General features: G+C 48.8%; 13 protein-coding genes. 10 read left to right on the forward strand and 3 right to left on the reverse strand.

From position 1 onward, the window contains the following. Window positions 1–225: 225 nt before the first annotated feature. The 3 genes from pyrF to pyrR are packed head-to-tail and all read right to left on the reverse strand — an operon-like array spanning window position 226 to window position 2,991. Window positions 226–1,152, reverse strand: a complete 927-nt coding sequence (gene pyrF, locus Q0R37_RS11945; protein ID WP_294754708.1) for an orotidine-5'-phosphate decarboxylase — start codon at window positions 1,150–1,152, stop codon at window positions 226–228. A gap of 17 nt (window positions 1,153–1,169) precedes the next feature. Then, a complete protein-coding gene (locus Q0R37_RS11950) occupies window positions 1,170–2,438 on the reverse strand; it encodes a dihydroorotase (RefSeq protein ID WP_294754709.1) in 1,269 nt (422 codons plus the stop codon). Window positions 2,439–2,469: 31 nt separating this feature from the next. Further along, window positions 2,470–2,991 carry a bifunctional pyr operon transcriptional regulator/uracil phosphoribosyltransferase PyrR gene (gene pyrR / locus Q0R37_RS11955; RefSeq protein ID WP_294754710.1) on the reverse strand — a complete coding sequence of 174 codons (522 nt, stop codon included), beginning with the start codon at window positions 2,989–2,991 and terminating at the stop codon, window positions 2,470–2,472. A 342-nt stretch (window positions 2,992–3,333) separates the two neighbouring features. On the opposite strand from pyrR, the gene trmB reads away from it, so the two are divergent. The 10 genes from trmB (at window position 3,334) to nifU (ending at window position 12,960) form a co-directional block, all read left to right on the forward strand. Further along, entirely contained in the window at window positions 3,334–4,008 is a 675-nt protein-coding gene (trmB, locus tag Q0R37_RS11960; protein WP_294754711.1) for a tRNA (guanosine(46)-N7)-methyltransferase TrmB, read from the forward strand. Then, the gene (locus Q0R37_RS11965) at window positions 3,998–4,207 is read left to right on the forward strand and encodes a hypothetical protein (protein ID WP_294754712.1); all 210 of its coding nucleotides are present in this window, start codon (window positions 3,998–4,000) and stop codon (window positions 4,205–4,207) included. Before trmB ends, Q0R37_RS11965 begins: the two co-directional genes overlap by 11 nt. A 368-nt stretch (window positions 4,208–4,575) precedes the next feature. Then, window positions 4,576–5,565 (forward strand): diaminopimelate dehydrogenase, encoded by a 990-nt coding sequence (locus Q0R37_RS11970; RefSeq protein ID WP_294754713.1) that lies wholly within the window; start codon window positions 4,576–4,578, stop codon window positions 5,563–5,565. A gap of 174 nt (window positions 5,566–5,739) precedes the next feature. Further along, entirely contained in the window at window positions 5,740–6,882 is a 1,143-nt protein-coding gene (locus Q0R37_RS11975) for a leucine-rich repeat protein (RefSeq protein WP_294754714.1), read from the forward strand. A 56-nt stretch (window positions 6,883–6,938) separates the two neighbouring features. Next, window positions 6,939–7,763 carry a hypothetical protein gene (locus Q0R37_RS11980; RefSeq protein WP_294754715.1) on the forward strand — a complete coding sequence of 275 codons (825 nt, stop codon included), beginning with the start codon at window positions 6,939–6,941 and terminating at the stop codon, window positions 7,761–7,763. 52 nt (window positions 7,764–7,815) lie between these two features. After that, on the forward strand, window positions 7,816–8,847 hold the full coding sequence (locus tag Q0R37_RS11985) for a hypothetical protein (RefSeq protein WP_294754716.1): 1,032 nt from the start codon (window positions 7,816–7,818) through the stop codon (window positions 8,845–8,847). A gap of 27 nt (window positions 8,848–8,874) precedes the next feature. Continuing rightward, window positions 8,875–10,449, forward strand: a complete 1,575-nt coding sequence (locus tag Q0R37_RS11990) for an SEL1-like repeat protein (RefSeq protein ID WP_294754717.1) — start codon at window positions 8,875–8,877, stop codon at window positions 10,447–10,449. A gap of 176 nt (window positions 10,450–10,625) precedes the next feature. Then, a complete protein-coding gene (locus Q0R37_RS11995; protein ID WP_294754718.1) occupies window positions 10,626–11,186 on the forward strand; it encodes a hypothetical protein in 561 nt (186 codons plus the stop codon). 154 nt (window positions 11,187–11,340) lie between these two features. Next, the gene (gene nifS, locus Q0R37_RS12000; RefSeq protein WP_294754719.1) at window positions 11,341–12,531 is read left to right on the forward strand and encodes a cysteine desulfurase NifS; all 1,191 of its coding nucleotides are present in this window, start codon (window positions 11,341–11,343) and stop codon (window positions 12,529–12,531) included. A 12-nt stretch (window positions 12,532–12,543) separates the two neighbouring features. After that, complete coding sequence (nifU, locus tag Q0R37_RS12005; protein ID WP_294754720.1) at window positions 12,544–12,960, forward strand: Fe-S cluster assembly scaffold protein NifU; 417 nt, start codon at window positions 12,544–12,546, stop codon at window positions 12,958–12,960. Window positions 12,961–13,141: the final 181 nt, after the last annotated feature.

Genomic DNA, 13,141 nt, shown 5'->3' on the forward strand with positions numbered 1-13,141 from the left:
CCCTTTGCACCGAAGCTCCTGCCCTCGAACACCTGTCCGTCGGCAAGCATAAGGTAAGCCTTTTCTCCCATGTTGAATAATGACATTTTATATTCCTCCTTCTAATCTTTTAGAGGTCGTATTTTTGATGTACTGCGCCCTGTTCCACGCCATTGTGGAGAGAGCGTTTACAGAACTAAGAGCTTAGATCCAAGATCTAAGTTCTTAGTTCCAAGCTATTAGGTCTTATTTTAAATTGATGTACTGACAGATATCGTCTCTCATGCGGATAACTTCTCTTCTTGCTGCCTTTGCGAAGTCTCTCTCGTCGCAGTTCTCTTTCTTGTATGCACACATTACCGCACGTGAGGAGTTTACAATAGCTCCGAGGCCGTTCTCGTCGAAGCCGCCCTTAAGGCCCTCAGCTCCGCCGCCCTGTGCGCCGTATCCGGGTACAAGGAACATCGTATGGGGAAGTCTCTTTCTCAGCTCGGTGAGCATTTCGGGGTAGGTAGCTCCCACAACCGCACCTACTGCGGAGTAGCCGTACTTTCCGCGGGTATCCTCGCCCCACTTCTCGCACATATCGCCCATGCACTCATATATGGTGCGTCCGTCTGCAAGCTTCATATCCTGTAATTCGCCCGAAGAGGGATTTGAGGTCTTTACAAGCACATATATGCCCTTGTCGCGCTCTCTGCATATCTTCATAAGAGGGTCGATGCCGTCAGTGCCGAGGTAGCCGTTCACTGTGAGAGCGTCTGCGCCGAAGGGCTCTATCTCGCTGTCGCCTATGGTCACTGTACCGAGGTGAGCCTTTGTGTAGGCTTCCATAGTTGCGCCGATGTCGTTGCGCTTACCGTCGGTGATAACGAACATTCCGTTGAGCTTTGCGTAACGGATAGTCTTTTCAAGAGTTCTTATGCCGTAGTGGCCGTACATCTCATAGTATGCAGCCTGAGGCTTTATTGCGGGAACGATATCGTGTATCTCGTCGATGATAGCCTGATTGAAGTCGAATATCGCCTTGGCGGCTGCCTTTAATGTCCAGCCGTCACTGTCAAGGTAGCGGCGCTGTATAAATTCGGGGACATATTCCAGCTTCGGGTCAAGTCCCACCACCGTAGGATTTTTGAGTTCGATTATCTTTTCGATAAGTCTGTCAAATGACATATTTTCTCCTCCTGTAATTATGATTCGTTATATCTTATCTCGCCCTTTGATATGGTAACGAGAGGCTTTCCTGTAAGCTCCATGCCCTTGAACACCGTATTCTTTGACTTTGAATGAAGCTTTTCCGGCTCTACTGTCCACTTCCTGTTTATGTCGGCTATGACGAGGTCGGCAGTGCTTCCCTCTTTGATGGCCGGGATATCAAGCCCAAGTATCTTACGGGGATTTATGCACATGAGCTCAACCACTCTGTTAAGGCTTATCTCGCCTGTATGGTAAAGAGCTGTGAGCGTTGCCGCAAGCGATGTTTCAAGTCCCACAACTCCGTTAGGAGCTTTCTCAAAATCAGCCTTTTCCTCTGCCGCATGGGGAGCGTGATCTGTGATTATGCAGTCTATGGTTCCGTCCTTTATGGCTTCGATTATAGCTCTTACGTCCTCGGGAGTTCTAAGGGGCGGATTCATGCGGTAGTCCGCGTCCCGCTTCTCAAGGAGCTTATCCGTGAGCATGAAGTAGTGAGGTGCAGTCTCGCAGGTGACCTTCACTCCCCTTGACTTTGCAAAGCGTATCATGGCGGCGCTTCCCTCTGTGGAAACATGACATATATGTATCCTTGCCCCCACCGATGAAGCAAGTATCATCTCACGGGCGGTTATGTAGTCCTCGGAGGCTCTGTCCATGCCCTTTACCCCCAGCTTTTCGGAGGTCTCGCCCTTGTTCATTATGCCGCCGTTTATTATGCTGAGGTCCTCGCAGTGAGAAGCCACAAGAAGTCCGTTCTCATTTGAAAGCTCAAGGGCTTTCCGCATATTTTCCGCATTCTCCACAGGTCTGCCGTCATCGGATATACATATGCAGCCTGCCGCTTTGAGGGCTTCGTAGTCGCAGAGACCGTTTCCGCTCATGCCGCCTGTTATGCAGCCTACGGGGTAAACGTCAACTCCCGTGCCCTTTGCCTTGTCGATGATATAGCGGATAGTTTCGGGATTATCGCAGGGGGGCTTTGTGTTCGGCATTGCAAGAACTCCCGTGACTCCGCCTGCCAGAGCTGCTCCGCAGCCCGTGAGGACGTCCTCCTTATGGGTAAAGCCCGGGTCACGCAGGTGCACGTGCATATCGAACAGGGCCGGCATAAGGACAAGCCCCGTTCCGTCGATGACCTTGTCTGCCGCTTCTGCGATATCAGTGCCGAGCTTTTTTATCTTTCCGCCGTTTATGAATACGTCTGTTGTTTTATCCGTAATGTTATCGACCGCACGGATATTCTTTATCAGGATAGATGCCATATATTCCTCGCTTTCTGTTGGTGTGTAAATTTCAGTATATCGCTACTCCGTCACTGCCGTCTATCTCCTCGACGGAGACCCTTACGACCTCGCTGTGTGAAGTGGGAAGATTCTTGCCTACATAATCGGGACGTATGGGAAGCTCCCTGTGGCCGCGGTCGATAAGCACCGCAAGCTGTATGGAACGGGGCCTGCCGCGCTTTATCAGTGCGTCGATGGCTGCTCTTGAGCTTCTTCCCGTAAATATTACATCGTCAACTATCACGATATTCTTATCGGTGATATCAAACGGTATCTCCGTCCGTTCATCGTCCCCCGCCGACTTGCTGTCGTCACGGTAGGGCGTTATGTCCAGCGAACCGAAGGGAACGGTGTTCTTTTCAAGCTCAGAGAGCTTTTCGGCTATCCTCCTGCCTATTGGTACTCCTCTTGAAAGGATACCGACCACACAGAGATCCTCAGTGCCCTTATTGCGCTCGATTATCTCGTAGGAGATACGGGCGATAGCTCGCTGTACGGCTTTATCGTCCATTATTACGCGCTTTGACTCCATACACTGCTCTCCTTTCAGCAAACAAAAAATGCTCCCCGCGCGGCAGGGAGCATACTTATAGTTATAGCTATGTTGTTATAATTACAGTATCAATCGACTCGCCTTGCCGACCTCACGGGATCGAATTAAAGGGTAGTTCCAAATAACACATCTATTATATCACATATCATTTCACTTGTCCAGTAATTTCAGTAATATTATTATTTATTTACAAAAAGCCGCTCATAAGGCTGCCGCTGATTGTAGAGCATTTCGGTATACGAAAATTTTTCGCAGACTATTGGAATTTGCAGAAAAATGTGTTATAATTAATTGTTATCAGTACGATCACGGAGGTAATCTATGAGAATTCGTCATAAACCATGGGCTAAGCCCGAGCTGGAGGCTTGTCCCTTTTATATACACGAACCGCAGAAGCAGATAGGTCACTGGAAAGAGCTCTTCGCTGAGCCCGACAAGCCCCTTTATGTGGAGCTGGGCTGCGGAAAGGGAGGCTTCATATCGCAGGCTGCTCCCGCACACCCCGAAGTTAACTTCATAGCAATGGACATAAAGAATGAGATGCTCGTTCTCGCAAAGCGCAAGCTGGAAGCTGCCTATGCCGAAAAGGGCGCTGAGCCCGACAATGTCCGCATAGCTATACAGAACATCGAGCGCCTTGAGCTGGCATGGGACGAAAACGACCGTGCAGACCGCATATATATCAACTTCTGCAATCCGTGGCCGAAAGCCAAGCATAAGAAGCGCCGCCTCACCCATACCCGTCAGCTGGTGAATTATAAAAAGTTCCTGCGCGGTGAGCTCTGGTTCAAGACCGACGACGACGAGCTCTTTGAGGAGTCCTTTGAGTACTTCGCTGAGGCAGGCTTCAGGATAAAGTACAGGACCTATGACCTTCATGGGGAGAGCCCCTATGAGAATTTTGTCACAGAGCATGAAAAGATGTTCTCTGATGAGGGAAAGAAGATAAAGTTCCTCATCGCAGAGCCCATAAGGGAGGATCAGAATGGAGTTTAAAAAGGATTTCCACGGCATACATATCGAGGGCGGCTCAGTAAGAGCAGCAGGCAGGGGCAATCTCGCCTCATCTGAGGACGTACCTCAGAATATCCGTACAAAGATCGACCCTAAAACAGTTGCAAAGACCGCTGCAAAGGCTGCCGCTCTCACGGGTCTTGTTCTGCTCAAGCATAAAGCAAAGAAGCGTAGATCATAATTTGCCGCTGAGCGAGCGGCGGCGCAGCCACGTTGGCGCTCGTAAACTCGCTCACTTAAAACAACACCGTTAATCGTACATCGCTTACAGCACTAAAAAAATGATTGTACCGTTAGCCCATTGTAGGGGCGGATATTATCCGCCCGTGATACAATGGTAAAATCAACGGGGCGATGTGGGCATCGTCCCCTACAAGGGACGTCGAGACGCCGTCCCCTACAAAGTGAACATTTAATTTCGGGCGGATGATATCCGCCCCTACAAATATAAATTTTGATTTAAAGCTTTACAACTCTAAAAAAAGGTGATATAATGTTTTTAAGCTGTGTTCAATGGCGAGCACAGTAATTATAAGGAGGTATTTCCACATGGAAAAAGTAAGAATAGGTATCGCAGGATACGGCAACCTCGGAAGAGGCGTTGAACTCGCTATCCGTCAGAATGATGACATGGAACTCGCAGGCATTTTCACACGCCGCGATCCCTCAGCAGTAAAGCCCCTCACAGCAGGTGCCAAGGTCTTCAAGATAGACGATGCCGAAAAAATGGCAAACGATATAGACGTTATGATAATCTGCGGCGGAAGCGCTACCGATCTTCCCAAGCAGACTCCCGCAATGGCTAAGCTCTTCAATGTTATCGACAGCTTCGATACTCACGCAAGGATACCCGAGCACTTCGCAAACGTCGACAAGGCCGCAAAGGAGAGCGGTCACCTCGCTTTCATCTCTCTCGGCTGGGATCCCGGTCTTTTCTCACTCAACAGACTCTACGCTGAGAGCATCCTCCCCAACGGCAAGAGCTATACTTTCTGGGGCAAGGGCGTAAGTCAGGGACATTCAGACGCTATCCGCCGCGTTGAGGGCGTTAAGAAGGGCATCCAGTACACTGTTCCGATAGAGTCGGCTATGGAAGCTGTCCGCAGCGGCAGTCAGCCCGAGCTCACTACCCGTCAGAAGCACCACAGAGAGTGCTGGATAGTTCCCGAGGAGGGCGCTGATCTCGCTAAGATCGAGAACGATATCAAGACTATGAAGAACTACTTCGACGAGTACGATACGACCGTAAACTTCATAAGCGAAGAGGAATTCAACGCAAAGCACAACAAAATGCCTCACGGCGGCTTCGTTATGAGAAGCGGTCTCACAGGCGACGGTGAGAAAACCCATCAGATGATCGAGTATTCTCTCAAGCTTGAGTCAAACCCCGAGTTCACGGCAAGCGTACTTATCTGCTATGCAAGAGCTCTTGCAAGACTCAAGGCTGAGGGCGCTACAGGCTGCAAGACTGCTTTCGATATCGCTCCCGCTTACCTTTCAAAGCTCAGCGGCGAGGAACTGAGAGCTTCAATGCTTTAATAAAAACTTTTATGATGAGCTGCTTTTTTGCAGCTCATTTTTATATGCACTTATTACAACAGGCAGTAATTTTCTCTGTGTATTTTGTGAGTTTTGCTTTGGATTTATTGACAATTCAGGGAACAAGTGGTACAATTATTATATAAAATATGACATATTTCAGGGGGGGATAATATGGCACTTACTAACGCTATGTGTACTAACTGCGGCAAAACTGTTGAAGTCGATAAGAACAAGGACGCCTGGGTGTGTCCTCATTGCAGTACTCCTTTCATAGTCAGCAAAGCGATAAACAATTATAAGTCACATCACAGGGAAGTTGCGAAGAAGGTCAAGGCTGTCAGGAAACAGAGCAGCGATTTTGAAGTTCAGGACGGTGTGCTCACCGCATACAAGGGAAGCTCGGAAGATGTAACTATCCCCGCAGAGGTGCGGAAAATTGCAAATCACGTTTTTGAGAACAATACGACCCTCAGGCATATCACGTTCCATGAAAAGCTGGAGATCATAGGCGGCTATGCCTTCCGCGGCTGTACCGCCCTTGAAGAGATACGCTTCCCCGAGAGCATAGTTTCCATTGACATATGGGCTTTCAGAGGCTGTACTTCCCTTAAGAGCGTTGTTCTCCCACCTCATCTCCATGAGATCTCCGACGCCCTGTTTGCAGACTGTACAGGGCTTGAATCAGTGGAGCTCTGCGAGCCAATCGGCGATATAGGTGCCTTTGCTTTCTCGGGCTGCAAGAACCTTACAGATATAGAATTAACGAAATATGTCTCCCAGATCGGCAAATATGCCTTCTCGGGCTGCGAAAAGCTTGAAAAGATCAATATTCCCGAGGGAGTGACCCATATCCAGGAGTGCACCTTTGCAAACTGCACTTCCCTGTCGGCTGTGGGGATACCGCGTACCATCAAAAATATCGGCGCCTCGGCTTTCCAGAACTGCACAGCTCTCAGAAATATCGAGATACCTGCGGGAGTCATCAGTGTTGACGGCTTCAGCGGCTGTACAGGTCTCAGAGCTGTTGAGATCCCTGCGGGAACTACTTCCATCGGTGATTTCAGCGGCTGTACCAACCTCGAAAAGATATCTCTGCCTGCTTCACTGAAAAAGGTCAGCGGCGGCTTTAACAACTGCCCTAATCTTCTGAATATCTCATGGCAGAACCTTTCCGAGAACGCCTCGCAGTTCCCCGCATACTACGAGACCGTAGTGGCGAGCCGCAAGACCGCAGGCAAGTGTCAGTACTGCAGCGGCGACTTCAAGCTGCTCACAAAGGTGTGCAAGGTCTGCGGAAAGAAAAAAGACTATTGACGAAATCGGGTTTTAGAGCTATAATATATTGTATTATGTTACATAAGGAGAATCATATGAAGCTCTTACCCCGCATCATCACCGTTTTTGCGGCTTTAACGGCAGCTGCTGCCGCATGGGGCTGCGAAAAGAAAAATACTGACGGAAGCAGGCCTTCAGCAGAGACCACGGCTGCTTCCACGGCTGAGGTCACCTCTGTGACCGAAACAGAAGGAAAAAATACTGCCTCTGCAGCATCAGCAGCTTCCGCTGTAACCACAGCCGAGACAGCTGTCACCACCACAGCAGCGGAAACCTCCACAGCAGCCGAAACTGCGGCTGTTACCACCGTCACAACAGAACAGAAAGCTGAGGAAGCTCCGGAAAAGGGCTTCGGCACCTGCATTGACGCCGCAAGAGCCTATTACGACGCCTATCTGCACGGAAATGCCGACGCAGTATACGATATGTTCTGTGAGGACGAGATCGAAGGCTATCATGCTTACCTTGACACGGAGCAATCAGACCTTCTCGAAGGCAAGAACGCTCAGGTCATGTTCAAGCGCTCAAAGGTCATAAGCGCTATTAACGAATCTATTAAAAGGATACATTCCATTATGTCCGAAAAGTCCGACGTTCCGCCCGAGCAGTGGACCACATCCATAGCAGAGCAGGCCCTCAAGGCCACAGGCGAGACAGAACTAAAGGACTTCAATAAGCAACTCGGCACACACTTTACCAATGCTTCCGGCTGCGGCTATGTCTATTACAAGGACGGCAACGAGGAACACGATTTTCTCGGCAACAGCTGTGGATTTGTTGAGCTTGACGGAAGGTGGTATCTTTCTTATTCAACTGTCATGTACGCCGAGCTCCTTACGTATATGGATATCTACAAATAAGAGGGGCGGTAATACCGCCCTTTTCTGCTAAAAAAAGCAAAGGAGAGTTTATATGTCTGTACTCGAAAAAACAGCTGTGTTTGCAGCAGGTTTTCTCCTTATTGCACTTTTAGCCACAGAATTAGTCGGTCTCGCGGCAAATCTTATATTTGCCCCAATTTTCGGTATGAGAGTCACTACCATCTCATTTTTCGGTCTGGAATTTACTATCTCAGACAACAAATGGACGAAAACGTTCCATAAGCTGAGCCCTATCATACAGTACGACGTCCGCTTCGACAGCCGCAAGCCCGTCGAGAGCTTCAGCGACAAAAAAGCGGATATGCTTCAGCTCGTAACTGTGTCTGCCAAATTTGTCTCCGCAGCTGCGGTATATGCTTTGTTCCGCGGAGTTTTCAGCAAGGCAGGTCATTTCACTAAGCCCGACCTCCTTATAGTATCATTCACCGCGGGAATGTTCTTCCACGCCTTTTTCTCACTTGGCATTTACCTTTACACCAACCTCGTGCTCATGAAGAGGCTCGGCGGCTACATAAATACTCTTCTTAAGCGGCTGAGACAGGGCGAGAGCTTCGCTTCACTCGATATGAAGCCCGTGGAAGAGTTGGGATACAAAAATCCCACAAAGACCGAAAGTCTGCTGTATTATCAGATATATATGGGCTACCTTGCAGCTGTGGGCGACTACGACGGTATGCGCGGTCCTTCCCATCAGGCCATGAATTTCCTCATAGACAGGGAATACTTTGTACAGGATACGGGCAGCTATTACTGGCTCATATTCTTCTTCTCCGAGATAGAGCCCAATGCCGCTCTCACGGATATGCTGCTGAAAAGACTCGGAGATGTCATAAAAAGCGATAAGGACGCCAATGCGAAGCGCGTTCTTGCATACTACTTCTTCAATATAAGAAGAGATTTCATCAGCGCTCAGCAAATGGTGGACGCAGGCCTGCTGGCTCTGAATTCAAACTCGGGACTTGCTACGGAGCGTGAGCTCGAAAGACAGCTCCTGAACGATCTGAACGAGCGCTTACAGCTGATAAACAAGCCTGTCAGCCCGTCGCTGCTCAGTCAGAACTGATATATCACACCACGGAGGCTCTCCTTTATGGACAACAAATTACTCAGCGAAACAACCGACGCCGTAAAAAAAGTCATAGATCATTTCGGCATAGACATACTTTCCGACCATAAAAAATTCTGCTCGGCATTTTCGGACTTCGCTCCCCGCCTTTCAAAGGAGAACAAGGCGTTCTTCGTTGCGCTCAGTGAGGATATAGGAAGTATCTTCATACGCGAGAACGATGCCGTCCTTTCGGGAAGCAGAAGTGCCGATGAAACTATACAGCGCGCTGCCGCGGAGATCAGCGAATACCTGAACGCCGAAAAGGCGGAGCTCATAACGCAGAGTATCGCTGTTTCCCTCGGCTGGCAGCTCAGAAACAACGCTCCCGAGACATCGTCGGAAAGCCGTGTGGATATGGGCGGCGGTTCTTCAAATACTCTTATCGAGAACCTTTTCCGCCGCGCACAGAACGGTGACAACGACGCCTGTTTCAACCTCGGGGAGCGCTTTTTCTATGGAAGAGGCGTTAAACAGGACTACGCAAAAGCTGTAAAATGGTACACCCTTTCATCTGACCGCGGTGACTGCAGCTCACAGAAAAAGCTGGCTGACTGCTACTACCTCGGACAGGGTACAGACAGAAATCTCGCAATGGCTGCAAAGTACTACGAGCTTGCCGCGGAACAGGGCGATTACGACTCGCAGAAGGCTCTCATCCGCTGCTATACCATAGGCGGAACGGGCTTCCCGACAGACAGAGCCAAAGCCCGATATTTTTCCGACCGCTACGGCATTTCCGCAAGCGCGGGAACTTCTGACGGACTGATGAAAAACGCTCAGAACGGCGACTCGGAAGCGCAGTTCAAGCTCGGAAATATGTATCTCAGAGGCGTCGGCATCGAGCAGGACTATGAAAAAGCCATTTACTGGCTTAAGCTCGCCGCTCAGCAGGGACACTCCGCAGCTCAGTACAACGTCGCCTGCTGCTACCTTTCGGGAACGGGAGTGCCTAAGGACAAGATAACCGCCGTGATGATGCTCGATGAAGCCGCAAAAAACGGCGATCTTGACGCTCTCAACAACCTTGCGGGCTGCTGTATGCGCGGTGACGGTACTGCCAAAGATCAGAGCCTTGCCGCAAATTATTACAGACAGGCTGCCGAACAGGGTCACGCAAAGGCTCAGTACAACTACGGCGAATGTCTTTTCAACGGCTTCGGAGTTTCCAGAGATCATGCGGAAGCCGTGAACTGGTACAGACAGGCCGCCGAACAGGGAGACCCCGACGGTCAGTATTCCTACGGCTGGTGTCTCCTCAACGGCGCGGGAGTTGCCCGTGATCCCGTCACAGCAAAGGAAATGCTTGAGCTTGCCGCAGAACAGCACCACACGGCGGCTGCAAAAGAGCTGGGCTACTGCTATACCAACGGCACGGGTACCTTCAAAAACTTCGCTATAGCCGCAAAATACTTCACCAAGGCTGCTGCCGACGGTGACAAGGAAGCCGCAGAGGTACTCGTTGCCTGCTATAAGTACGGCGGCGATTACCTTGCCGCAAATGAGCAGAAAGCGTATCGCTATGCGGAGCAGTACGGGCTGGATTATTATGATATATAACAAAGGGTGGATATTATCCGCCCTTTGTTTGCTTATCACTGTTCATTTTTTGCTGAATATCATGCCGAAGCCTGAAAATTATTGCTTATCTGTTGACAAAGCGTAAATATTGTTATATAATATCGTCTGTAAGGCTACTCAATTAACCTTAAATCTATTTTAAAAGGATGATATTAATGAAAAATTCTATCAAAAAGGTATTATGTACCGCTGTTGCAGCTGTTTCTCTTTCAACTCTTGTAACCGTTCCTTCATCGCTTAATAAGCCGAATTCAGATAATGCTATTGTTAATGTTATGGAGGCTGAAGCTAAAGCTGGAAAGCAGCATTTTGACGCATTTTTATACACAGAACCAGATAAAAAAACAAACTTCTTATTTAAGGTGACTAAGGACACTCTTTGGGGGAGAGACGATGTCGATGGAAAAAAAGTTCATAAACTTGGTAAGGGTGCGATGGTTTCTGTCGATAAAATAACAGTTGAAAAGTCCAATAATGGTGAATACCGTATATGGGCACATTCATCTAACAAGATTGATTGTAATCAAGATCACGTAAAAAGAAACATTTGGATTTGTGTTTATAAGAATAAAACTAAGCAAGTTGAGAGTTTTGATAGTTCATTGAACAACGGATTAAAAAATATTGCTGGTAATTACAAGTGGTTTTTAGAAAACTATCCAAATACAAAAACTTATAGGCTTTATGTATATCCTGATGATTGCATTCTTTGTTAATTAATCGCATCTCCCCTCCAAGTGAGGGGAGATTTTTTATTGCAGGATATCCGCCTGTGTTTCATATGGTTAACAGAGGTTGCATTACCCGAAGTGTTATGATATAATATACTTATTCGATAGGTTATATATAAATTAAGGAGAATCATAATATATGGAAAAGAAGTTCATATATGCCGACAATGCTGCGACCACGGCTGTCTCGGAGGAAGTACTGAACGCTATGCTCCCCTACTTCCGCGAAGGCTACGGCAACGCTTCAAGCATATACAAGCTGGGACGCGACGCGCAGAGAGCTGTTGAGGACGCCCGCGAAAAGGTTGCAAAGGCACTCGGTGCAGAGCCCCGTGAGATCTACTTCACAAGCTGCGGCTCGGAAGCCGATAACTGGGCTGTCAAGGGCACTGCCGAGCTCATGGCCAAAAAGGGCAAAAAGCACATCATAACATCGGTATTCGAGCACCACGCTGTGCTCCACACCACGGAATATCTTGAAAAGCATGGTTTTGAAGTAACATATGTACCCGTCAGCGACAAGGGTCTCATCGACCCAGAGGACGTCCGCAAAGCTATACGCGAGGACACTGCTCTCGTAACTATCATGTACGCCAACAACGAGATAGGTACTATCCAGCCCATAGACGAGATAGCTGCAATATGCAGGGAAAAGGGTGTTCTCTTCCACACTGATGCCGTTCAGGCTGTGGGTCACGTGGATATCGACGTTCATAAGCAGGGCATAGATATGCTCTCACTCTCGGGTCACAAGATACACGCCCAAAAGGGCATAGGAGCTCTCTATATCCGCAAGGGACTCATTCTTCCCAATCTTATCCACGGAGGCGGTCAGGAGCGCGGCAAGCGTGCAGGTACGGAGAATGTTCCCGCAATAGTTGGTCTCGGAACCGCAATAGAGATCGCAACACGCAATATCGCTGAAAAGAACGCTGTTATAACTCCGCGTAGGAACAAGCTCATAGACAATATCCTGAAACTCCCCTATACACGCCTCAACGGCGACAGGGACAAGAGACTTCCCGGCAATGTCAATATTTCCTTTGAAGGCATCGAGGGCGAGTCACTGCTGCTTATGCTGGACATAAACGGTATTTGCGCTTCATCGGGTTCAGCCTGCACATCGGGCTCCCTTGACCCGTCACACGTTCTGCTCTCAATAGGGCTTAAGCACGAGGTAGCTCACGGCTCGCTGAGACTTTCCATAGAAGAGGATACAACAGACGAGGATATCGACTATATCCTCGAGGTGATACCCAAAGTCGTAAAGCACCTGCGCGATATGTCTCCTGTGTGGGAGAAAATGATGAAGGGCGAAAAGTACGAATAAAGGAGTAAAGTTATGTTATACAGTGAAAAGGTCCTGGACCATTTTTCAAATCCGCGCAATGTGGGTGAAATTGAAGACGCAGACGGCGTAGGCGAGATAGGCAACGCAAAATGCGGCGATATTATGAAAATGTACCTGAAAATCGACAACAACACCATTACAGACGCTAAGTTCAAGACTTTCGGCTGCGGTGCGGCAGTTGCCACCTCTTCAATGGCTACGGAGCTTATAAAGGGAAAGTCTATCGACGACGCCCTAAAGCTGACAAATGAGGCAGTTGTGGAGGCTCTTGACGGTCTCCCTGCTGTGAAGATACACTGCTCTGTACTTGCAGAACAGGCAGTTCGCGCAGCTCTGTCCGATTATTACACAAAACAGGGCATTGACCCCGTACCCATAGTCGGCGAGATAAAAGAACCCGAAGAATAAACTCAACCAGCCCCGAGGCACTGCCTCGGGGCTTTTTCATTCCTGTCGTTAAATCCAGCTCGGAATTGTAAATCAAAATTTATATTTGTAGGGGCGGATATCATCCGCCCGAAATTACACTTGCGATTTGTAGGGGACGGCGCGGCTAACGGCTGCACGTACCCTCTGTCAGCTTTGCTGA

The sequence above is a fragment of the uncultured Ruminococcus sp. genome (genome assembly GCF_946415235.1).
In the GTDB taxonomy this organism is placed as follows: domain Bacteria; phylum Bacillota; class Clostridia; order Oscillospirales; family Ruminococcaceae; genus Ruminococcus.